23 protein-coding genes and 1 pseudogene are annotated in these 20785 nt (G+C 73.2%); 20 read left to right on the top strand and 4 right to left on the bottom strand.

Going from position 1 to position 20785, the window contains the following annotated elements:
* Positions 1–400: 400 nt before the first annotated feature.
* Positions 401–1978 carry an oxidoreductase gene (locus KUM32_RS22605; RefSeq protein ID WP_217143765.1) on the bottom strand — a complete coding sequence of 526 codons (1578 nt, stop codon included), beginning with the start codon at positions 1976–1978 and terminating at the stop codon, positions 401–403.
* 198 nt (positions 1979–2176) lie between these two features.
* Here KUM32_RS22605 and hisD point away from each other — a divergent pair, with 198 nt between their 5' ends.
* The 9 genes and pseudogenes from hisD to KUM32_RS22560 form a co-directional block, all read left to right on the top strand.
* Complete coding sequence (hisD, locus tag KUM32_RS22600) at positions 2177–3502, top strand: histidinol dehydrogenase (RefSeq protein ID WP_217143764.1); 1326 nt, start codon at positions 2177–2179, stop codon at positions 3500–3502.
* The gene (locus KUM32_RS22595; RefSeq protein ID WP_217143763.1) at positions 3499–4614 is read left to right on the top strand and encodes a histidinol-phosphate transaminase; all 1116 of its coding nucleotides are present in this window, start codon (positions 3499–3501) and stop codon (positions 4612–4614) included. The genes hisD and KUM32_RS22595 overlap by 4 nt, the downstream gene beginning before the upstream one ends.
* On the top strand, positions 4611–5213 hold the full coding sequence (hisB, locus tag KUM32_RS22590) for an imidazoleglycerol-phosphate dehydratase HisB (protein WP_217143762.1): 603 nt from the start codon (positions 4611–4613) through the stop codon (positions 5211–5213). The genes KUM32_RS22595 and hisB overlap by 4 nt, the downstream gene beginning before the upstream one ends.
* Positions 5214–5216: 3 nt before the next feature.
* Entirely contained in the window at positions 5217–5381 is a 165-nt protein-coding gene (locus tag KUM32_RS22585) for a hypothetical protein (protein ID WP_217143761.1), read from the top strand.
* Entirely contained in the window at positions 5372–6031 is a 660-nt protein-coding gene (hisH, locus tag KUM32_RS22580) for an imidazole glycerol phosphate synthase subunit HisH (protein WP_217143767.1), read from the top strand. Before KUM32_RS22585 ends, hisH begins: the two co-directional genes overlap by 10 nt.
* A gap of 2 nt (positions 6032–6033) precedes the next feature.
* Positions 6034–6759, top strand: a complete 726-nt coding sequence (priA, locus tag KUM32_RS22575; protein WP_217143760.1) for a bifunctional 1-(5-phosphoribosyl)-5-((5-phosphoribosylamino)methylideneamino)imidazole-4-carboxamide isomerase/phosphoribosylanthranilate isomerase PriA — start codon at positions 6034–6036, stop codon at positions 6757–6759.
* Complete coding sequence (locus tag KUM32_RS22570) at positions 6756–7160, top strand: RidA family protein (RefSeq protein ID WP_217143759.1); 405 nt, start codon at positions 6756–6758, stop codon at positions 7158–7160. Before priA ends, KUM32_RS22570 begins: the two co-directional genes overlap by 4 nt.
* Entirely contained in the window at positions 7157–7912 is a 756-nt protein-coding gene (hisF, locus tag KUM32_RS22565; RefSeq protein WP_217143758.1) for an imidazole glycerol phosphate synthase subunit HisF, read from the top strand. Before KUM32_RS22570 ends, hisF begins: the two co-directional genes overlap by 4 nt.
* Before the next feature lie 47 nt (positions 7913–7959).
* Positions 7960–8757 (top strand): annotated as a pseudogene (locus KUM32_RS22560) (MFS transporter); the annotation flags it as partial.
* 11 nt (positions 8758–8768) lie between these two features.
* On the opposite strand, the gene KUM32_RS22555 reads toward KUM32_RS22560, so the two are convergent.
* A complete protein-coding gene (locus KUM32_RS22555; RefSeq protein ID WP_217143757.1) occupies positions 8769–9404 on the bottom strand; it encodes a TIGR03085 family metal-binding protein in 636 nt (211 codons plus the stop codon).
* A gap of 81 nt (positions 9405–9485) precedes the next feature.
* On the opposite strand from KUM32_RS22555, the gene hisI reads away from it, so the two are divergent.
* From hisI to lgt, 11 genes are all read left to right on the top strand, one after another.
* A complete protein-coding gene (hisI, locus tag KUM32_RS22550) occupies positions 9486–9911 on the top strand; it encodes a phosphoribosyl-AMP cyclohydrolase (protein ID WP_217143756.1) in 426 nt (141 codons plus the stop codon).
* A 20-nt stretch (positions 9912–9931) separates the two neighbouring features.
* Positions 9932–11422: an anthranilate synthase component I gene (locus tag KUM32_RS22545; RefSeq protein ID WP_217143766.1), complete on the top strand. Its 1491-nt coding sequence runs from the start codon at positions 9932–9934 to the stop codon at positions 11420–11422.
* Positions 11423–11484: 62 nt separating this feature from the next.
* Positions 11485–12126: a TIGR02234 family membrane protein gene (locus KUM32_RS22540; protein ID WP_217143755.1), complete on the top strand. Its 642-nt coding sequence runs from the start codon at positions 11485–11487 to the stop codon at positions 12124–12126.
* 276 nt (positions 12127–12402) lie between these two features.
* Positions 12403–12654 (top strand): HGxxPAAW family protein, encoded by a 252-nt coding sequence (locus tag KUM32_RS22535; protein WP_217143754.1) that lies wholly within the window; start codon positions 12403–12405, stop codon positions 12652–12654.
* 98 nt (positions 12655–12752) lie between these two features.
* Positions 12753–13235: a DUF2752 domain-containing protein gene (locus KUM32_RS22530; RefSeq protein ID WP_217143753.1), complete on the top strand. Its 483-nt coding sequence runs from the start codon at positions 12753–12755 to the stop codon at positions 13233–13235.
* A 117-nt stretch (positions 13236–13352) separates the two neighbouring features.
* Entirely contained in the window at positions 13353–14162 is an 810-nt protein-coding gene (gene trpC, locus KUM32_RS22525) for an indole-3-glycerol phosphate synthase TrpC (RefSeq protein WP_217143752.1), read from the top strand.
* Between the two features lie 19 nt (positions 14163–14181).
* Positions 14182–14355, top strand: coding sequence for a tryptophan biosynthesis modulator TrpM (gene trpM / locus KUM32_RS45355; protein ID WP_374227540.1), 174 nt, complete (start codon positions 14182–14184; stop codon positions 14353–14355).
* A 106-nt stretch (positions 14356–14461) separates the two neighbouring features.
* Positions 14462–15748: a tryptophan synthase subunit beta gene (gene trpB, locus KUM32_RS22520; protein ID WP_217143751.1), complete on the top strand. Its 1287-nt coding sequence runs from the start codon at positions 14462–14464 to the stop codon at positions 15746–15748.
* Positions 15745–16560, top strand: a complete 816-nt coding sequence (gene trpA / locus KUM32_RS22515; RefSeq protein WP_217143750.1) for a tryptophan synthase subunit alpha — start codon at positions 15745–15747, stop codon at positions 16558–16560. The genes trpB and trpA overlap by 4 nt, the downstream gene beginning before the upstream one ends.
* A gap of 97 nt (positions 16561–16657) precedes the next feature.
* Positions 16658–17431: a thioredoxin domain-containing protein gene (locus tag KUM32_RS22510; protein WP_217143749.1), complete on the top strand. Its 774-nt coding sequence runs from the start codon at positions 16658–16660 to the stop codon at positions 17429–17431.
* 102 nt (positions 17432–17533) lie between these two features.
* A complete protein-coding gene (lgt, locus tag KUM32_RS22505; protein ID WP_217143748.1) occupies positions 17534–18598 on the top strand; it encodes a prolipoprotein diacylglyceryl transferase in 1065 nt (354 codons plus the stop codon).
* Between the two features lie 58 nt (positions 18599–18656).
* On the opposite strand, the gene KUM32_RS22500 is transcribed toward lgt, so the two are convergent.
* Both KUM32_RS22500 and KUM32_RS22495 read right to left on the bottom strand, forming a co-directional pair.
* Complete coding sequence (locus tag KUM32_RS22500; protein WP_217143747.1) at positions 18657–19487, bottom strand: CoA ester lyase; 831 nt, start codon at positions 19485–19487, stop codon at positions 18657–18659.
* Positions 19484–20695 carry a CaiB/BaiF CoA-transferase family protein gene (locus KUM32_RS22495; RefSeq protein WP_217143746.1) on the bottom strand — a complete coding sequence of 404 codons (1212 nt, stop codon included), beginning with the start codon at positions 20693–20695 and terminating at the stop codon, positions 19484–19486. The genes KUM32_RS22500 and KUM32_RS22495 overlap by 4 nt, the downstream gene beginning before the upstream one ends.
* Positions 20696–20785: the final 90 nt, after the last annotated feature.

The following is a 20785-nucleotide window of genomic DNA, read 5'->3' as shown; positions in this document are numbered from 1 at the left end:
GACTTCGGGGCTCGGGCGGGTGGGCTCTTGGTGGGGACTTCCCACCGGTGGTGGCTGTCGGCGCCGGGGTGAGGTGGTTCCGGTGGGCGGAGTGGTCCCCGTGGCTGGGTGGGCCCGGTGGCCCGGTGGCCCGGTGGCCCGGTGGGCGGTGGGCGGTGGGCGGTTGGCGGTTGGCGGTTGGCGGGGCGAGCCGTCACCGGGCGCGGGTCCGTGGCGTCGAACGTGTGCGGGCCGTGGTGTCGACGTGTGCGGGTCCGTGGCGTCGACGTGTGCGGGTGCGGTCGTTGCCGTGCGTGGTGCGGGCGTCGACATGTGCGGGCCCGGTCGTCGCCGGGCGTCGCCGGGCGCGGGCTCGGGCCGTCGTCGGACGTGAGCACGGGCGCCGGGCCTCCCCCAGGGGTCAGTTGCGCCGCAGCAGCCGTGTCGCCCCCGCCGCCACCGTCGTCGCCAGGACCCAGCCCAGCAGGACCAGCGCCGTCGCCAGCCACTGCCAGGCGTCGCGCAGGTGCCAGAAGCCGACCTGGCCCAGGTCGATGACCGGCAGCAGCAGGTCGAGGGCGAAGAGGGCGGGGTTCCAGTCCGGGTGCTCGCCGCTCTTCAGCGGCGGCGGGTCGGCGCGCGCGAAGGCGAGCGAGCCCGCTGCCCACAGCACCGCCATCCACACCGCGGCCCGCCCCGGCCGGTAGCCGTAGGCGACCGTCCAGTCCTGCGCGTACCCCACCAGCTTCGCGGCGATCGGCAGGCTCTCGCGGCGCCGGCGGTGCTTGGCGAGCAGCACCTCGCGCGCGTCCTCGTCCTCGCCGCCGGCCCGCAGCACGGCAGCGAGGCGCTCGTACGGCTCCGGGTTGTACTCGGCGGTCGCGGCGCCCACCCATCGCAGCCGCTTCTCCAGCGGGAACGGCCCCCGCGGCACGAGGTTCTCGTAGGCGAAGCCGTCCATGTGCAGCCGGCCCGGGCCCGGCCAGCTGTCCGCCCGGTCCATCAGGTTGACGACCCGCGCCCCCGAGAGCACCACCCGGCCGCGTGCCGGCCGCTCGCCCAGGAACCGCAGCTCGGGCGTCTGCACCCGGCGCAGCGACAGCTCCTGCTCGTCGGTGAAGGTGAACCGCGCGTGCTCGAAGTCGACCGCGTCGCCGAACCGCCCGTCGTCCAGCCGCACCCCGCCCTCGCACTCGAACCGCTGGATCCGCGTCCCCTGTGCCGGCGTGGTGCCCCTCAGCAGCGGGCTGCCCAGGCCCGCCGGCGTCAGGTACAGGGTGCGCTCCACCGCCAGCCGCGGCGCGTTCAGCGCGTACCGGGTGTACGGGTTGAGCAGCTGGGCGCCGCGCAGGCTCAGCGACACGCCGACCTGGGCACTGCGCAGGCTCACCTCGCCGTACGACTCGAGCATCTCGGCCTGGAGGTCCTGCCCGACGGTCAGGCCGTCCGCGGCGATGGACCGGCCGCTGCGGTCGCGGTGCACGATCGCCTGGTTGAGCAGCAGGTCGGTGCCTATCTGCGCGTCGGTGAGCCGGATCCCGCCCCGGAACCGGCAGCGCGGCAGATGCAGGTCGCCCTCGGTCTGCAACCGGGCCGCCTCCAGCCGCGGCACCGAGCAGTCGACCAGGCGCACGGTCGTGAAACGGGTCTCCGGCAGCAGCACCTCCCGCTCGAAGCGGCAGCCCCGCAGCTCGACGTACGGCACCACCGTGCCGCCCGCGAGGTCCATGGTGTCGTCGATCCGGACGCCCACGAGCTGCAGCGAGGACACGCGCCCCGCGAGCGCCGGCGGACCGTCGAGAAGCAGCCAGCACACGATGCGGGCCCGCACCGTCCGCTCGGGCCCCCACGGGTGCCCGCCGTGCGGGTCGTCGACAAGTGCGTCCCCACTGCTCAGGTCGTACACGCTGCCGTTGCGGAAGGCCTGCCACATGCCGGCCTCGGCGGTGGTCAGGTCGTCCGGCAGCTCTCCGTCACGCTGACGGACCCCTTCGGGCACGGGACTTCACCCCCTCCCCACTGACTCGTGGGTCGTCACTCCTCGTACAACCGTTCATGCCCACTGGGTGACGTGTCGAACACTCAAAGTGAGCGGGATCCTCGGATTCCGCCGCCGACCGTGACGACCCGTCGCGGGCTGTATCAGCCATTGATACGCGCGGACCGTCCTCGACGCGGGTCTGAGAGAATTGGTTCCGTGATCTCCCGAATCGATCTGCGCGGCGACGCCCTCCCCGAGGGTCCCGCCCTGCGCGAGCTGCTGCCCCGAGCCGACTTCGACGTCTCGGCCGCCCTGGAGAAGGTGCGTCCGATCTGCGAGGCCGTGCATCATCGTGGCGACGCGGCGCTGATCGACTTCGCCGAGCGCTTCGACGGCGTCCGGCTCGACCAGGTGCGGGTCCCGGCCGCCGCGCTCACGCGCGCGCTGGAGGAGCTCGACCCCGCCGTGCGGGCGGCGCTGGAGGAGTCCGTCCGCCGCGCCCGCCTCGTCCACCGGGAGCAGCGCCGCAGCACGCACACCACGCAGGTCGTGCCCGGCGGCACCGTCACGGAGAAGTGGGTGCCGGTCGACCGGGTCGGCCTGTACGCGCCCGGCGGGCGGTCGGTCTACCCGTCGTCCGTGATCATGAACGTGGTGCCCGCCCAGGAGGCCGGGGTCGAGTCGATCGCGCTCGCCTCCCCGGCGCAGGCCGAGTTCGGTGGCCTGCCGCACCCGACGATCCTCGCCGCCTGCGCCCTGCTCGGCGTCGACGAGGTGTACGCGGCCGGTGGCGCCACCGCCGTCGCGATGTTCGCGTACGGCACGGAGTCCTGCCCGCCCGCCGACATGGTCACCGGTCCGGGCAACATCTGGGTCGCCGCTGCCAAGCGCTACTTCACCGGGAAGATCGGCATCGACGCCGAGGCCGGACCGACCGAGATCGCGATCCTGGCCGACTCCGGCGCCGATCCGGTGCACGTCGCCTCCGACCTGATCAGTCAGGCCGAGCACGACCCGCTGGCGGCGGCCGTCCTGGTCACCGACTCCGTGGAGCTCGCGGACGCGGTCGAGGAGGAGCTGACGCCCCAGGTCGAGGCCACCAAGCACGTCGAGGACCGCATCCGTCCGGCGCTCGCCGGCCGCCAGTCCGCGATCGTGCTGGTCGACGGCCTGGACGAGGGCCTGCGCGTTGTCGACGCCTACGGTGCCGAGCACCTGGAGATCCAGACCGCCGACGCCGCCGCCGTCGCCGACCGGGTCAGGAACGCCGGCGCGATCTTCGTCGGCCCCTGGGCGCCCGTGTCCCTCGGTGACTACGCGGCCGGGTCCAACCACGTCCTGCCCACCGGCGGCTGCGCCTGCCACTCCTCGGGCCTGTCCGTGCAGTCCTTCCTGCGCGGCATCCACATCGTCGACTACACGCGGGACGCGCTGGCCGAGGTCGCGCACCACGTGGTGACGCTGGCGGAGGCGGAGGACCTGCCCGCGCACGGTGCGGCGATCAAGGCGAGGTTCGGGTGGAAGGTGCCGGAGGGCAAGTGAACTTCTCGATCGACGATCTCCCCGTACGGGACGAGCTGCGCGGCAAGTCCCCCTACGGCGCGCCCCAACTGGACGTGCCGGTACGGCTGAACACCAACGAGAACCCCTACCCGCTGCCCGAGGCGCTGGTCGAGCGGATCACCGAGCGGGTCCGCGAGGCCGCCCGCGACCTCAACCGCTACCCCGACCGGGACGCGGTCGAACTGCGCACGAAACTCGCCGAGTACCTGACGGAGACCTCCGGGTACGCCGTGGACGCGCGGGGCGTCTGGGCGGCCAACGGTTCCAACGAGGTCATCCAGCAGCTGCTGCAGGCCTTCGGCGGACCGGGCCGCACCGCGATCGGATTCGAGCCGTCGTACTCGATGCACGGCCTCATCGCCCGCGGCACGGGCACGGGCTGGATCTCCGGCCCGCGCCACGACGACTTCACCATCGACGTGCCCGCCGCCGAGCGGGCCGTCGCCGAGCACCGCCCGGACGTCGTCTTCATCACCACCCCCAACAACCCCACGGGCAACGCGGTCCCGGCCGAGACGGTCCTCGCCCTCTACGAGGCCGCACAGGCCGCCAGGCCGTCGATGGTCGTCGTGGACGAGGCGTACATCGAGTTCAGCCACGGCGCCTCGCTGCTGCCGCTGCTGGACGGCCGGCCGAACCTCGTCGTCTCCCGCACGATGTCGAAGGCGTTCGGCGCGGCGGGCCTGCGCCTGGGCTACCTCGCCGCGCACCCGGCCGTCGTCGACGCCGTCCAGCTCGTACGGCTGCCGTACCACCTGTCGGCCATCACCCAGGCGACCGCGCTGGCCGCCCTGGAGCACACCGGCACGCTGCTGAAGTACGTCGAGCAGCTGAAGGCCGAGCGGGACCGGCTGGTCGCCGAACTGCGCGCCCTCGGCTACGAGGTGACCGAGTCCGACGCGAACTTCGTCCAGTTCGGGCGGTTCGCCGACGCGCACGCCACCTGGCGGAAGATCCTCGACCGGGGCGTCCTGGTCCGGGACAACGGCGTACCGGGATGGCTGAGGGTGACTGCCGGCACCCCGGCGGAGAACGACGCGTTCCTCGATGCGGTGCGCGATCTGAAGAAGGAACAGGAGCAGAGCGGATGACTCGCGAGGGACGCCTCGGAAGAATCGAGCGCACCACCAAGGAGACCTCGGTTCTCGTCGAGATCGACCTCGACGGCACCGGCAGGACCGACATCGCCACCGGCGTCGGTTTCTACGACCACATGCTCGACCAGCTCGGCCGGCACGGTCTGTTCGACCTGACCGTGAAGACCGACGGCGACCTGCACATCGACTCCCACCACACCATCGAGGACACCGCCCTCGCGCTGGGTGCCGCCTTCAGGCAGGCCCTCGGCGACAAGGTGGGCATCTACCGCTTCGGCAACTGCACGGTCCCGCTGGACGAGTCGCTCGCCCAGGTCACCGTCGACCTGTCCGGCCGCCCCTACCTCGTGCACACCGAGCCCGAGAAGATGGCGCCGATGATCGGCGAGTACGACACCACGATGACCCGGCACATCCTGGAGTCCTTCGTCGCCCAGGCGCAGATCGCCCTGCACGTGCACGTGCCGTACGGGCGCAACGCGCACCACATCGTGGAGTGCCAGTTCAAGGCGCTGGCGCGGGCCCTGCGCTACGCGTCCGAGCGCGACCCGCGCGCGGCCGGCATCCTGCCTTCCACGAAGGGCGCGCTGTAAGCCATGAACGGTTCGTCCACCGCACTGATCGTCGTCGGCCTGTTCTTCATCGGCGGCGTCATCTCCTTCGCCAAGCAGCAGATGCCCAAGGGCCTCATCGTGCTGCTCTCCATCGGCGCCGCGATGTGTCTCTTCGCCGGCGTCCTGAGGCTGGAGGTCTGGAATTGAGCGCCACGGCGCGCACCCCGAAGAAGGTCGTCGTCTTCGACTACGGCTTCGGCAACGTCCGCTCCGCCGAGCGTGCCCTCGCCCGCGCGGGAGCGGACGTCGAGATCACCCGTGACTTCGACGCGGCCATGAACGCCGACGGGCTGCTGGTCCCGGGCGTCGGAGCCTTCGCCGCCTGCATGGACGGCCTGAGGGCCGCCCGCGGCGACTGGGTCGTGGACCGCCGGCTGTCCGGCGGGCGCCCGGTGATGGGCATCTGCGTCGGCATGCAGATCCTCTTCGCGCGCGGCATCGAGCACGGCGTCGAGGCCGAGGGGCTGGACGAGTGGCCCGGCACGGTCGGACCGCTCCAGGCCGACGTCGTGCCCCACATGGGCTGGAACACGGTCGAGGCACCGGCCGGCTCCCAGCTCTTCGCCGGCCTGGACGCGGACGCCCGCTTCTACTTCGTGCACTCCTACGCCGTCCACGACTGGACCCTGGAGGCGCACAACCCGCTGATCGACGCGCCCAAGGTCACCTGGTCCACGCACGGCAAGCCCTTCGTGGCCGCCGTGGAGAACGGCGCCCTGTGGGCCACCCAGTTCCACCCCGAGAAGTCCGGCGACGCCGGAGCCCAGCTCCTCACCAACTGGATCGAGACCCTGTAGAGATGAGCAAGCTCGAACTCCTCCCCGCCGTCGACGTCCGCGACGGCCAGGCCGTCCGTCTCGTGCACGGCGAGTCCGGCACCGAGACCTCCTACGGCTCCCCGCTGGAGGCCGCCCTCGCCTGGCAGCGCTCCGGCGCCGAGTGGCTGCACCTGGTCGACCTGGACGCCGCGTTCGGCACCGGGGACAACCGCGAGCTGATCGCCCAGGTCGCGAAGGCCATGGACATCAAGGTCGAGCTGTCCGGCGGCATCCGCGACGACGACACCCTCGCCGCCGCGCTCGCCACCGGCTGCACGCGCGTCAACCTCGGTACGGCAGCGCTGGAGACCCCCGAGTGGGTCGCCAAGGTCATCGCCGAGCACGGCGACAAGATCGCGGTGGGCCTGGACGTGCGGGGCACCACCCTGCGGGGCCGGGGCTGGACCCGGGACGGCGGCGACCTCTACGAGACGCTGGCCCGCCTCGACAAGGAGGGCTGCGCGCGCTACGTCGTCACGGACATCGCCAAGGACGGCACCCTCCAGGGTCCCAACCTGGAGCTCCTGAAGAACGTCTGCGCGGCGACCGACCGCCCGGTCGTGGCCTCCGGCGGCGTGTCGTCCCTGGACGACCTGCGCGCGATCGCCGGCCTCGTCCCGGCCGGTGTCGAGGGGGCCATCGTAGGGAAGGCCCTGTACGCGAAGGCGTTCACGCTGGAAGAGGCCTTGGAGGCTGTGTCGACATGACGTCCGAAGCCGTACGGCGCGTGCACAGTGGAAGTCCCTGGGAAGAGTCCTTCGGTTTCGCACGGGCCGTGGCGGCGGGCGACCGCGTCATCGTGGCGGGTACGACCGCGTTCAAGGGTGACGTGCTGTACGGCGACGGCGACCCGTACGAACAGACCAAGGTGGCCTTCGCCACCGCGGTCGAGGCGATCGGCGAGTTCGGGCTCGCCGTCGAGTCCGTGATCCGCACCCGCGTGTACCTGGCCCACTCACGCGACGTGGACGCGGCGGGCCGGGCCCACAAGGAGCTGTTCGACTCCGTGCGCCCGGTCACGACCCTGCTGGTCGTGGAGGGGTTCATCGACTCGCGGGTCCTGGTGACAGTCGAAGTGGAAGCGTATAGAGGAGCCGTGGATTCATGACCCTGGCGGTCCGAGTCATCCCCTGCCTGGACGTGGACAACGGCCGGGTCGTCAAGGGCGTCAACTTCCAGAACCTGCGTGACGCGGGTGACCCCGTCGAGATGGCCAAGGTGTACGACACCGAGGGCGCCGACGAGCTGACGTTCCTGGACATCACCGCCTCGTCGGGCAACCGCGAGACGACGTACGACGTGGTGCGCCGCACCGCCGAGCAGGTGTTCATCCCGCTGACCGTCGGCGGCGGGGTGCGCACCGCCGAGGACGTGGACAAGCTGCTGCGGGCCGGCGCCGACAAGGTGGGCGTGAACACGGCCGCCATCGCGCGCCCCGACCTGATCCGCGAGATCGCCGAGCGCTTCGGCCGCCAGGTCCTCGTCCTGTCGGTGGACGCGCGCCGCACCGGCGCGGGCACCTTCGAGGTGACCACCCACGGTGGCCGGCGCGGCACCGGCATCGACGCCGTGGAGTGGGCGCACCGGGCCGCCGAACTGGGGGCCGGGGAGATCCTGCTGAACTCGATGGACGCGGACGGGACGAAGGACGGCTACGACCTGGAGATGATCGCGGCGGTCCGCAAGCACGTGACCGTCCCGGTGATCGCCTCCGGCGGCGCGGGCCGCCTCGCCGACTTCGCCCCCGCCGTCGCGGCGGGCGCGGACGCGGTGCTCGCGGCGTCCGTCTTCCACTTCGGCGACCTGCGGATCGGCGAGGTGAAGGAGACGCTGAGGGGGGCGGGACACCCCGTCCGCTAGTGCGAGGCGCCGCCCGTCAGTGACGGCCGCGGGACGCGTACGCGACCCTCGTCGTCCGCGTCGCCGCTGTCGTGGGAGCGCCGCTCGGGGGCCTCGGTGTGGCGGTCGGCGGTGCGGCGGCGGCCTTCGCGTGCGCGGGGCTGCTGATCGCGGTGTCGGTGCCGCTGCTGATCTCCGTACGGATCCGCGAACTGCCCCCCGACGACGCGACCGCCGCGCGCGACACCACCGCGTGGCGGGACCTGGTGGCCGGGCTCCGCCACATCCGCCGGCACCCCGTCCTCGGCCCGCTGATGGTGACCATCGCCCTCGGCGACCTCGGCTTCGTCGGCCCCCTCAACGTGGGCCTGACCCTGCTCGCCGACGAACGCGGCCGGGGCGCCTCCGGGATGGGCTGGGTGCTCGCGGGCTTCGGCACGGGCGCCGGGGCCGCCGCCCTGCTGCTGACCGTACGGGGGCGCCTGCCGCACGCCGGGCGCGTCGCCGCCGGCGCCATCATCCCCGGCGCGGCCGCGATCGGCGTCCTGGCGCACGCGCCGGGCCTCCCCGTGGCCGTCGGCGTCGCGGTGGTCGTCGGACTGCTCACGGGGCTCAGCGGCGCCCTGTGCGGGGCGCTGCTGCAGACCCAGTCCGACCCCGCCCACCTGGGGCGCGTCACCGCGGTCGCCGGGATCGTCAGCCTGGGAGTCGCACCGCTGAGCATGCCGCTGTCCGCCGCCGCCATCGGTGTCCGGGGCACCGGGCCGGTCTTCGCCGTCAGCGCCGCGGTCTGCGCGCTCGGCGGGGTCGTCGCCCTGTGCGCGCCGGGCGTACGGCGGGCCGAACTCCCGGGACAGAACAGCTAGCGCCCCCGGGCTCAGATCCCGAGCCGCTTGGTCTCGCTCAGCCGGGCGATCGCGTCCCGCTCGCCCTCCAGCTCCACCCTCGCGGCGCTCTGCCGCCCGAACGCGAACAGCAGCAGCTCGGACGGCTCGCCCGTCGCCGTCACCACCGGCGTACCGCGGTGAGCGACCACCGTCTGGCCGTTCGGGCGGCGCAGCACCAGGCCCGTCGGGACGCCGCGGCCCATCAGTCGGGCGGCGCGCTCCAGCCGGGACCACAGGGCGTCCTGGAAGACCGGGTCCAGCTCGCGCGGCGACCAGTCCGGCTGGGCACGGCGCACGTCCTCGGCGTGGACGTAGAACTCCACCGTGTTCGCCGCCTCGTCGACCTGCTTGAACGAGAACGGCGAGAACCGCGGCGGACCGGTGCGGACGAGCTGGATCAGCTCCTCGTACGGCTTCGCGACGTACTCCTCCATCACCCGGTCCAGCCGGGACGCCAGCTGCTTGATCAGGGTGCCCCCGGCCGCGTCCGGCCGTCGCTCGCGCACCACCACGTGCGCGGCGAGGTCACGGGTCTGCCAGCCCTCGCACAGAGTGGGGGCGTCCGGACCGGCCGTCTCCAACAGATCGGCGAGCAGAAGTCGTTCACGCTTGGCGAAAGTCGACATGGAGTCAGCCTACGGCGGTCGGCCGGGTCCGCCCAATGGACAGCGCCGGGGCGTGTCCGTCCCGCGCGGCACAATGGGCACATGACCAGCACCTCCCCCGCCGACGGCTCCTCCGGACGCCCCCGCCCGCTCGCCCCGGAGATCGCCGCACGCCTCAAGCGCAGCGCAGACGGCCTCCTGCCCGCCATCGCCCAGCAGTACGACACCGGGGAGGTGCTGATGCTCGGCTGGATGGACGACGAGGCACTGCACCGCACGCTGACCACGGGCCGCTGCACCTACTGGTCGCGCAGCCGTCAGGAGTACTGGGTCAAGGGGGACACCTCCGGACACTTCCAGTGGGTGAAGTCCGTCGCCCTGGACTGCGACGCCGACACCGTGCTGGTCAAGGTCGACCAGGTCGGCGCCGCCTGCCACACCGGTGCCCGCACCTGCTTCGACGCCGACGTGCTCCTCACGGACGCCGTGGACGGCTCGGATGCCGCCGCGCCCGCCGTGGATCAGTAGGGTCTGCCGCCATGGACGTCATGGACCTCGACACCTTCCGCAAGCTGGCCGCCGACCGCCGGGTCGTCCCGGTCAGCCGCAAGCTCCTCGCCGACGGCGACACTCCGGTCGCGCTCTACCGCAAGCTCGCCGCCGAGCGCCCCGGCACCTTCCTCCTGGAATCCGCCGAGAACGGACGCTCCTGGTCCCGGTACTCCTTCGTCGGCGTCCGCAGCGCCGCCACCCTCACCGAGCGCGACGGACAGGCCCACTGGCAGGGCACCCCGCCCGTCGGCGTCCCCACCGGCGGCGACCCGCTCGCCGCCCTGCGCGCCACCGTGGAGGCCCTGCACACCCCCCGCGACCTCGCCCACGACCTGGGCCTGCCGCCCTTCACCGGCGGCATGGTCGGCTACCTCGGCTACGACATCGTGCGCCGCCTGGAGAAGGTGGGCCCGGGGGAGCGCGACGACCTGGGGCTCCCCGAGCTGACCATGCTGCTCACCAGCGACCTCGCCGTCATGGACCACTGGGAGGGCTCCGTCCTGCTGATCGCCAACGCGATCAACCACAACGACCTGGAGACCGGCGTCGACGAGGCCTACGCCGACGCGGTCGCCCGCCTGGACGCCATGGAGGCCGACCTCACGCGCGCCGTGGCCCAGCCGCCGGCCGCGCTGCCGCCGTCCGAACTGCCCGAGTACACCGCGCTGTGGGGCGGCCCCGACTTCCAGGACGCCGTCGGGGACATCAAGGAGCGCATCCGCGCGGGCGAGGCCTTCCAGGTCGTCCCCTCCCAGCGGTTCGAGACGCCGTGCACGGCGAGCGCCCTGGACGTGTACCGGGTGCTGCGGGCCACCAACCCCTCCCCGTACATGTACCTGCTCCGCCTCGACGGCTTCGACGTCGTCGGGTCGTCCCCCGAGGCACTGGTCAAGGTCGAGGACGGGCACGCCATGGTGCACCCCATCGCCGGCACCCGGCCCCGCGGCGCCACCCCGCAGGAGGACCAGGCCCTCGCCGAGGAACTGCTCGCCGACCCCAAGGAGCGCGCCGAGCACCTGATGCTCGTCGACCTCGGACGCAACGACCTCGGACGCGTCTGCGAACCCGGCTCGGTCGAGGTCGTCGACTTCATGTCCGTCGAGCGGTACTCGCACGTCATGCACATCGTCTCGACGGTCACCGGCCGGGTGGCCCCGGGCCGCACCGCCTTCGACGTGCTCACCGCCTGCTTCCCGGCCGGCACCCTCTCCGGAGCGCCCAAGCCGCGCGCCCTGCAGATCATCGACGAACTCGAACCGTCCCGGCGCGGCCTGTACGGCGGATGCGTCGGCTACCTCGACTTCGCGGGCGACTCCGACACCGCCATCGCCATCCGCACGGCACTGCTGCGCGACGGCACCGCATACGTGCAGGCCGGAGCGGGCGTCGTCGCCGACTCCGACCCGGTCGCCGAGGACACCGAGTGCCGCAACAAGGCCGCGGCGGTGCTGCGGGCGGTGCACGCGGCCAACCGGCTGGGGCGATAGGGCCATTCTCACGCTGCGGATTCCGAACCCCGGGTGACGAATCGCCCGGGGCTCGGGCGATAGTGGAGTACGTGACAGCTGTTCCTCACCCCCGTACCCCAGCCGCAGGACCCGCCCGGGCCGGCCGCCGGAGCCTCGCCGCCGCCCTGCTGTGCGGGGCGCTCGGCGCGGCCGTCGCCCTGCTCGCCACCCGGCAGGAGTGGTCCCACGGCACCGCGACGGTGGCCGGCGGCGCGTTCCCGCTGACCGCCAAGGGCAGCGACGTCACGGGCGTGCCCGCGGCGCTCGCCATAGTGGGCCTCGCCGCGCTCGTCGCCGTCTTCGCGGTCCGCCGCGCGGGCCGGTTCGCCGTCGCCGCGCTGCTCGCGCTGAGCGGCGCGGGCACCATCGCCGCGGCCCTGGTCGGCGCCTCCGACAGCTCCGCGCTGGACGACCAGGCCGCCAAGGCCGCCGGTGACACCTCGGCCACCGTGGACGCCCTCTCCCACACCGCCTGGCCGTACGTCGCGGCCGTGGGCGGCGCCCTGCTGCTGCTGGCCGGGCTGCTCGCCCTGCGCTACGGCCGTCTGTGGCCCGCGATGTCGGGCCGCTACGAGCGGGACGGCACCCCGCGCCCGCGCCGCAGGCCGCAGACCACCGACCCCGACCGGCCCGAGGACCTGTGGAAGGCCCTCGACCGCGGCGAGGACCCGACCGGAGCCTGAACCGCACCGCCCCGCAGCACCTCGGCGGGTGGTCAGGCCGGAGCCCAGGTCGTCACCCACGCGTGCGGGGCCCCCGCGACGGCGACGGGCCGCCCCACCGCGCCGGGTGCGCCTGCGCGCGTACGGGCACCCGGGCGCACGACACGGGCGCTTCGGACGCCCGGCGACCGGCACGCGCGCGTGTGGAGCACCCCCGCTGATGACGCGCGCGCCCGTGCGGGACAATGGGTACGAGCGTCCTGCTCAGACACGGCACACAGCAACGAGGAGCAAGCAATGGCGGGCAGCAGCCACGGTCACACCCCGGCCGCCTGGACCGGTGTCATCATCGCCTTCATCGGTTTCTGCATCGCGGGCATGTTCATGGTGGCGGCCAAGCCGGTGGGCTTCTGGGCCGGCATGGGGGTCGTGCTCCTCGGCGGCCTCGTGGGCGCCGTCATGCGCTCGATGGGCCTCGGCCAGCCGAAGCAGAACCACCCCGTGCACCAGGTGACCGACGAGCGCGCCGCGGCCGGCGCCAAGGGCTGACGCCGTACGGCGATCACACGCTGCTTCCCGAGGGGCGCACCCGGCACCTGAGTGCCGGGTGCGCCCCTCGCGTGCGGGTACGGACGGTGCGGGGCAGAATGCGGGGCGTGGACGCCGAGAGCCCGAACCCGAAGCCGAGCACGACCGCACTCACCCCCGCACCCGCCCCCTCGTCCGGCGTCCCGGCCGTCGCCGTGCGGCTGGCCGTCCCCGCCGGGGTCCTCGCGGCCGTCGTCGGCGCCTTCGCATACGTCGGGAGCGTGGACCCCAACGAGCCCGGTCACTACCCCGTCTGCCCCCTGCTGCGCCTCACCGGCCTCTACTGTCCCGGTTGCGGCGGCCTGCGCAGCGCCCACGCGGTCGTCCACGGGGACGTGCTGACGGCGCTGCACGCCAACGCGCCGGCCGTCCTCGGCTGTCTGGGCTTCGCCGTGCTGTGGACCTTCTGGGTGATCCGCGCGGTGCGCGGCCGGCCGTTGCGGATCGACCCCGGCCCGGTCCACCTGTGGGCCCTGGGGACGTTGCTGCTGGTCTTCACGGTTGTCCGGAACCTGCCGTTCGGAGGCTGGCTCCGGCCTTGATCACCCGGCGAATGTCCAGGTAATGGGACCGGCATCAGCCGGATGCGGGGCCCGTGCCCCGCTCCGGATACCATCACAGAGACCACAGGTTCAGCCGTCTGAAAGGGGGCCGCTCGCGTGAGTGTGCTCGACGAGATCATCGACGGAGTCCGTGCCGACCTCGCGGAACGGCAGGCGCGCGTCAGCCTCGACGAGCTCAAGGAGCGCGCGGCCAAGGCCCGCCCCGCCAAGGACGGCGTGTCCGCGCTGCGCGGCGACGGCGTCAAGGTGATCTGCGAGGTCAAGCGCTCCAGCCCGTCCAAGGGCGCGCTGGCCGCCATCGCCGACCCGGCCGGACTCGCCGCGGACTACGAGGCGGGCGGCGCCGCCGTCATCTCCGTCCTCACCGAGCAGCGCCGCTTCGGCGGCTCGCTGGCCGACCTGGACTCGGTCCGCGCGCGCGTGGACATCCCCGTCCTGCGCAAGGACTTCATCGTCACCTCCTACCAGCTGTGGGAGGCCCGCGCGCACGGCGCCGACCTCGCGCTGCTGATCGTCGCGGCCCTCGAACAGCCGGCGCTGGAGTCGCTGATCGAGCGTGCCGAGTCCATCGGCCTCACCCCGCTCGTCGAGGTGCACGACGAGGACGAGGTCGAGCGGGCCGTGGACGCCGGTGCCAGGATCATCGGCGTCAACGCGCGCAACCTGAAGACGCTCGAGGTCGACCGCGGCACGTTCGAGCGGGTCGCCCCGGAGATCCCGGCCGGCATCGTCAAGGTCGCCGAGTCCGGCGTCCGCGGCCCGCACGACCTCATCGCCTACGCCAACGAGGGCGCCGACGCCGTCCTGGTCGGGGAGTCCCTGGTCACCGGCCGCGACCCCCGGACCGCCGTCTCCGACCTGGTGGCGGCCGGCGAACACCCGGCACTGCGGCACGGGCGGGGCTGACCCCGGTAGGCTGGCCCCGATGTCCTCACTGCTCACCCCGGCCACCAGGGACCCCTATGCGCGCCTGGCCCGCGGCTGCCGCCCACGCGGCTGCCGCGCTCCCGCACGCCGGGTCCACGGCCGTCGGGTGCGGTATGTGATCGGTGATGAGCCGGGTCAGGTCAACGGCATGCGATGGCAGCGGCCGGCCTAGGGGCGCGGGGACTGCGCGACCGGCCACGACCGGCCCGCAGCCGACACACCACACCCGCCCCCACGGCGAACGTGCCCACACCAGACACTCACCGTGAGGTTCACGCATGCCCAGCAACTTCTTCATCCCCGACCCGGGGGGCCAGGTCCCCAGCGCCGACGGCTACTTCGGCGCGTTCGGCGGCAAGTTCATCCCCGAGGCCCTCGTCGCGGCGGTCGACGAGGTGGCCGTCGAGTACGACAAGGCCAAGGCCGACCCCGAGTTCGCCCGGGAGCTCGACGACCTGCTCGTCCACTACACGGGACGCCCGTCGGCGCTCACCGAGGTCCCTCGTTTCGCCGCGGAAGCGGGCGGCGCCCGGGTCTTCCTCAAGCGCGAGGACCTGAACCACACCGGCTCCCACAAGATCAACAACGTGCTCGGCCAGGCCCTGCTCACCAAGCGCATGGGCAAGACCCGCGTGATCGCGGAGACCGGCGCCGGCCAGCACGGCGTCGCGACGGCCACCGCCTGCGCGCTGTTCGGCCTCGACTGCACCATCTACATGGGTGAGATCGACACGCAGCGCCAGGCCCTCAACGTGGCCCGCATGCGCATGCTCGGCGCCGAGGTCATCGCCGTGAAGTCCGGCAGCCGCACGCTGAAGGACGCCATCAACGAGGCCTTCCGCGACTGGGTCGCCAACGTCGACCGCACCCACTACCTGTTCGGCACCGTCGCCGGGCCCCACCCCTTCCCGGCGATGGTCCGCGACTTCCACCGCGTCATCGGCGTCGAGGCCCGCCGCCAGCTCCTGGAGCAGGCCGGGCGCCTCCCCGACGCCGCGATCGCCTGCGTCGGCGGCGGCTCCAACGCCATCGGCCTCTTCCACGCCTTCATCCCGGACACCTCCGTCCGCCTCATCGGCTGCGAGCCCGCCGGGCACGGCATCGAGACCGGCGAGCACGCGGCCACCCTGACCGCGGGCGAGCCCGGCATCCTGCACGGCTCCCGGTCCTACGTCCTCCAGGACGACGAGGGCCAGATCACCGAGCCCTACTCCATCTCGGCCGGTCTGGACTACCCGGGCATCGGACCCGAGCACTCCTACCTCAAGGACTCCGGCCGCGGAGAGTACCGCGCGGTCACCGACGACGCCGCCATGCAGGCGCTGCGCCTGCTGTCGCGCACCGAGGGCATCATCCCGGCCATCGAGAGCGCCCACGCCCTGGCCGGCGCCCTGGAGGTCGGCAGGGAGCTGGGCGAGGACGGGCTGATCGTGGTCAACCTGTCCGGCCGCGGCGACAAGGACATGGACACCGCCGCCCGCTACTTCGGGCTGTACGACACCGACGCCGAGGTCGCCGCCGACGAGGCCGGCACCACCGCCGAGATCGAGGGGGACGCCAAGTGAGCGGGAACGTGCAGCTGCTGAACGACACCCTCGCCGGCGCGAAGGCCGAGGGCCGAGCCGCCCTCATCGCCTACCTCCCGGCCGGGTTCCCGACCGTGGACGGCGGCATCGACGCGGTCAAGGCCGCGCTCGACGGCGGCGCCGACGTCGTCGAGGTGGGCCTGCCGCACAGCGACCCCGTCCTGGACGGCCCGGTGATCCAGACCGCCGACGACATCGCCCTGCGCGGCGGCGTGCGGATCGCCGACGTGATGCGCACCGTCCGCGAGGCGCACGCGGCCACCGGCAAGCCGATCCTCGTCATGACGTACTGGAACCCCATCGACCGCTACGGCGTGGAGCGGTTCACCGCCGAACTGGCCGAGGCGGGCGGCGCCGGGTGCATCCTGCCCGACCTGCCGGTGCAGGAGTCGGCGCTGTGGCGGGAGCACGCCGACAAGCACGGGCTCGCCACCGTCTTCGTGGTCGCGCCCAGCAGCAAGGACGCGCGGCTCGCCGAGATCACCGCGGCCGGCAGCGGCTTCGTCTACGCCGCCTCCCTCATGGGCGTCACCGGCACCCGCGAGTCGGTCGGCGCGCAGGCCGAGGACCTGGTGCGGCGCACCCGCGCCACCACCGACACCCCGGTCTGCGTCGGCCTCGGCGTCTCCAACGCCGCGCAGGCCGCCGAGGTGGCCGGCTTCGCCGACGGCGTGATCGTCGGCTCGGCGTTCGTCAAGCGCATGCTGGACGCCCCCGACGACGCGGCCGGCCTGGAGGCCGTCCGCGCGCTCGCCGCCGACCTGGCCAGGGGCGTGCGCGGACAGGCGTAGGCCGGGCGTAACAGCGGGTAAGTCATACGGATCCCTCGTACGAGTGGTCCTGGGACCGGGGAGGCGCGGTGCGCCTCCCAGGTTCGTTCTGCGGGGTGTGAGCGAGAAGAACCGAGAGGGAAAGCGCGCCGCCCGCGAGAAGCTGGCGGTCCAGCGCGAGAAGCAGAAGTCCAGGGACAAGCGCCGGCGGGCGCTGATCGTCGGCGCCGGCGTGGTCTGCGTCCTGGGGCTCGCGGCGGTGATCGGCGTGGTCGCCGCCAACGCGGGCAAGGACGACGGCAGCGAGTCGGCCGGCCCGATCGTGGCGCCCTCGGGCGCCAAGGGCAAGGACAGCCTCGCGATCCCCGTCGGCGAGGAGGGCGCCAAGTCGACGCTCACCATCTGGGAGGACTTCCGCTGCCCGGCCTGCAAGGCCTTCGAGCTGGCGTACCGGGACACGATCCACGAGCTCACCGGCGCCGGACAGCTCAAGGTCGAGTACCACCTGGCGACGATCATCGACGGCAACATGGGCGGCACCGGCTCCCGCAAGTCGGCCAACGCCGCCGCCTGCGCCCAGGACGCCGGGAAGTTCCCGGCCTACCACGACGTGCTGTACGACAACCAGCCGCCGGAGACCGACGACGCCTACGCCGACGAGAACAAGCTCCTCGACCTGGCGCGCAAGGTCGACGGCCTGGACACGACCCTGTTCCAGGAGTGCGTGAAGAACGGAAAGCACAACAGCTGGGTGGAGAAGTCCAACAAGGCGTTCTTCGACGGCGGCTTCACCGGCACGCCGACCGTGCTGCTGGACGGCAAGAACATCTACAAGGACAGCTCCATGACCCCGGCCAAGTTCAAGCGGATGGTGGAGGACGCCAACAAGTAGGACAGCGGGGTGCGAGCGGGGCACTCCCCGCCCGCCCGTTACGGACCCGTAGCCGGGCTGCCCGCCGCGGGTCCCGTCCGACACGGTAGCGTCGACCCTGCCATGGAACTTGCCTTCATTCCCAGCCCGTCGCGCGGGGTGCTGAACCTCGGTCCCATCCCGCTGCGCGGCTACGCGTTCTGCATCATCATCGGCGTCTTCGTTGCCGTCTGGCTCGGCAACAAGCGCTGGATCGCCCGAGGCGGGCGGGCCGGCACGGTGGCCGACATCGCGGTCTGGGCCGTTCCGTTCGGTCTGATCGGCGGCCGGCTCTACCACGTGATCACGGACTACCAGCTGTACTTCAGCGACGGCCGTGACTGGGTCGACGCCTTCAAGATCTGGGAGGGCGGCCTCGGCATCTGGGGCGCGATCGCCTTCGGCGCACTGGGCGCCTGGATCGGCGCCCGGCGCCGGGGCGTCCCGATGCCCGCGTACGCCGACGCCGTCGCCCCCGGCATCGCCTTCGCCCAGGCCATCGGCCGCTGGGGCAACTGGTTCAACCAGGAGCTGTACGGCAAGCCCACCGACCTGCCCTGGGCCGTGGAGATCACCTCCTCGGACGGCGGACGGGTGCCGGGCACCTACCACCCGGCGTTCCTGTACGAGTCGCTGTGGTGCATCGGCGTCGCCCTGCTCGTCATCTGGGCCGACCGCCGCTTCAAGCTGGGCCACGGGCGGGCGTTCGCCCTGTACGTCGCGGCGTACTGCGCGGGCCGCTTCTGGACCGAGTACCTGCGCGTCGACGACGCCCACCACATCCTGGGCCTCCGGCTGAACAACTGGACCGCGCTCCTCGTGTTCCTGCTCGCCGTGGTCTACATGGTGCTCTCGGCGCGGATGCGGCCGGGCCGGGAGACCGTGGTCGAGCCGGGCGCGGAAGCCGCCGACGGTGCCGGCGCGGACGGGGCGGACGGGGCGGAGAAGGACGCGGACGCCGCCCCCGCGAACTCCTCGGATGCCGAGGAGCCCAAGGAGCCCAAGGATTCCAAGGTCGCCGAGGACTCCGAGAAGGAGGGGGACCCCGCTGCCCCCGGGGGCTCCGGAGAGTCCGAGGCCGCCGCGGCCGACCCCGCGGACGGCGTGAGGGACCTGAAGGACGGCGCCGACTCGGCCCGGAAGGGCTGACGGCCCGCCGTACGTCGCCGAGGGCGCCCGGAGCCACTCCGGGCGCCCTCGACGTGTGTCAGGGCAGGGCGGGCCGCCGGGCCAGCGACAGGGTGCGCCGGGCCGTCGCCACCACCGCGGCGTCGATGAACCGGCCGTCGGGCAGTGCCTGGGCACCCGGTTGCGCGGTGGCCGCCTTGACGATCGTCTCCGCCTCCTCCAGCTCCCGCTCGGTGGGCAGGTACGCCCGCTCGATGATCGCCAGCTGGCGGGGGTGGATCGCGGCCCGGCCGAGGAAGCCCAGGGCGCGGCCGTGGGCGCAGGACGCCGCCAGTCCCTCCAGGTCCCGGATGTCCGGGTGCACCGTCTGCGCCGGTGGCGCCAGCCCCGCCGCCCGCGCGGCCACGATCACGCGCGAGCGCGACCAGTCCAGGCCCGTGTCGCCGTGTACGCCCAGGTCGGCACGGAGGTCGGCCTCGCCGAGGGCGATGCCGCGCAGCGCCGGGTGCGCGGCGGCGATCGAGTAGGCGCGCTCCACACCCAGGGCGGTCTCCAGGAGCGCGTACAGCGGTGGCCCTCCGGTGGCCTCCGCGACGCCGGCGATCTGCTCGGGCGTCGTCACCTTGGGCAGCCGCAGACCGGACAGTCCCGGCAGAGCGGCCAGCGCCGCCAGGTCCGCCGCCGCGAGCGGGCCGTCCAGGGCGTTGACGCGGACGTGGACCGGTACCGGCTGCGGCTCGGTCAGCAGCTCGGCCGTGGCTTCGCGGGCGTAGGCCTTGCGGTCCGGGGCGACCGCGTCCTCCAGGTCGATCACGACGACGTCGGCCCCGGCGGCCAGTGCCTTGGCGACCACCCGGGGCCGGTCCCCCGGGGCGTAGAGCCAGGTCAGTGGGGGCGGGGGTGCCGTCATACGACGCCCGCCTCGCGCAGCCCCTTGACGTCCGCCGGGCTGAGGCCCAGCTCGGTCAGCACCTCCTCGGTGTCCGCGCCGTGCGGGCGGCCCGCCCAGCGGATCGCGCCGGGCGTGGCGGAGAGCCGGAAGAGGACGTTCTGCATGCGCAGCGGGCCCAGTTCGGGATCCTCGACGGTGGTGACCGTGTCGAGGGCCCGGTACTGCGGGTCGGTCATCACGTCCCGTACGTCCTGGACCGGGGCGACGGCCGCCTCAGCCTTCTCGAAGGCGGCGAGTACCTCGGCGCGGGTGTGCCGGGCGATCCAGTCGCCGACCGCCGCGTCCAGCACGTCGCAGTGCCGGGCCCGGCCGGCGCCCGTGGCGAACCAGGGCTCGTCGATCAGTTCCGGGCGGCCCACCAGGCGCATCACCCGCTCGGCGACCGACTGGGCCGAGGTGGAGACGGCGACCCAGGTGCCGTCGGCGGTGCGGTAGGTGTTGCGCGGGGCGTTGTTCTGGGAGCGGTTGCCGGTGCGCGGCTGGACGTGGCCGAGTTGGTCGTACCAGGTCGGGTGCGGGCCCAGCACGGTCAGGATCGGCTCGATGATCGCCATGTCGACGACCTGGCCCTCGCCGGTGCGGTCCCGGGCGGCGAGGGCCGTCATCACGGCGTACGCCGTCGCCAGGGCGGCGATCGAGTCGGCGAGCCCGAACGGCGGCAGGGTCGGGGGCCCGTCCGGCTCGCCCGTGAGCGCGGCGAAGCCGCTCATGGCCTCGGCGAGCGTGCCGAAGCCGGGCCGGCGCGCGTACGGACCGGACTGGCCGAAGCCGGTGACCCGGGTGAGGACCAGGCGGGGGTTGACGGCGGACAGCTCGTCCCAGCCCAGGTCCCACTTCTCCAGCGTGCCCGGGCGGAAGTTCTCGACGACGACGTCGGCGGTCGCGGCGAGCCGGAGCAGGGTGGTGCGGCCGGCGGGTTTCGACAGGTCCAGGGTGATCGTGCGCTTGTTGCGGCCCAGCAGTTTCCACCACAGGCCGACGCCGTCCTTGGAGGGGCCGTGGCCTCGGGAGGGGTCGGGGCGGGTGGGGTGCTCGACCTTGACGACGTCGGCGCCGAAGTCGCCGAGCATGGTGGCGGCGAGGGGGCCCGCGAAGAGGGTGGCGAGGTCCAGGACACGCAGACCGGTCAGCGGGGCGGGCGCGGGGGTCACGACGGGCGGGGGCATGGGCGGGTGGCCTCCGTGTGGGTGAGGTGGGCGAGGGTGTCGAAACCGGTGCCGTCGAAGTCGCCGACCGAGGTGGCCAGGCGGTTCTTC

The sequence above is a fragment of the Streptomyces sp. AC627_RSS907 genome, from assembly GCF_019049165.1.
Note: the sequence above shows the minus strand (reverse complement) of the source record. Positions and strands in the feature narration are given on the sequence as shown.

What these genes read in the sequence shown, in the direction of transcription:
- hisB (WP_217143762.1), top strand. Translation starts at nt 4,611, where the DNA reads ATGACTCGCGAGGGACGCCTCGGAAGAATCGAGCGCACCACCAAGGAG.
- KUM32_RS22585 (WP_217143761.1), top strand. Translation starts at nt 5,217, where the DNA reads ATGAACGGTTCGTCCACCGCACTGATCGTCGTCGGCCTGTTCTTCATC.
- priA (WP_217143760.1), top strand. Translation starts at nt 6,034, where the DNA reads ATGAGCAAGCTCGAACTCCTCCCCGCCGTCGACGTCCGCGACGGCCAG.
- KUM32_RS22570 (WP_217143759.1), top strand. Translation starts at nt 6,756, where the DNA reads ATGACGTCCGAAGCCGTACGGCGCGTGCACAGTGGAAGTCCCTGGGAA.
- hisF (WP_217143758.1), top strand. Translation starts at nt 7,157, where the DNA reads ATGACCCTGGCGGTCCGAGTCATCCCCTGCCTGGACGTGGACAACGGC.
- KUM32_RS22555 (WP_217143757.1), bottom strand. Translation starts at nt 9,404, where the DNA reads ATGTCGACTTTCGCCAAGCGTGAACGACTTCTGCTCGCCGATCTGTTG.
- hisI (WP_217143756.1), top strand. Translation starts at nt 9,486, where the DNA reads ATGACCAGCACCTCCCCCGCCGACGGCTCCTCCGGACGCCCCCGCCCG.
- KUM32_RS22545 (WP_217143766.1), top strand. Translation starts at nt 9,932, where the DNA reads ATGGACCTCGACACCTTCCGCAAGCTGGCCGCCGACCGCCGGGTCGTC.
- KUM32_RS22535 (WP_217143754.1), top strand. Translation starts at nt 12,403, where the DNA reads ATGGCGGGCAGCAGCCACGGTCACACCCCGGCCGCCTGGACCGGTGTC.
- KUM32_RS22530 (WP_217143753.1), top strand. Translation starts at nt 12,753, where the DNA reads ATGCGGGGCGTGGACGCCGAGAGCCCGAACCCGAAGCCGAGCACGACC.
- trpM (WP_374227540.1), top strand. Translation starts at nt 14,182, where the DNA reads ATGTCCTCACTGCTCACCCCGGCCACCAGGGACCCCTATGCGCGCCTG.
- trpB (WP_217143751.1), top strand. Translation starts at nt 14,462, where the DNA reads ATGCCCAGCAACTTCTTCATCCCCGACCCGGGGGGCCAGGTCCCCAGC.
- lgt (WP_217143748.1), top strand. Translation starts at nt 17,534, where the DNA reads ATGGAACTTGCCTTCATTCCCAGCCCGTCGCGCGGGGTGCTGAACCTC.
- KUM32_RS22500 (WP_217143747.1), bottom strand. Translation starts at nt 19,487, where the DNA reads ATGACGGCACCCCCGCCCCCACTGACCTGGCTCTACGCCCCGGGGGAC.
- KUM32_RS22495 (WP_217143746.1), bottom strand. Translation starts at nt 20,695, where the DNA reads ATGCCCCCGCCCGTCGTGACCCCCGCGCCCGCCCCGCTGACCGGTCTG.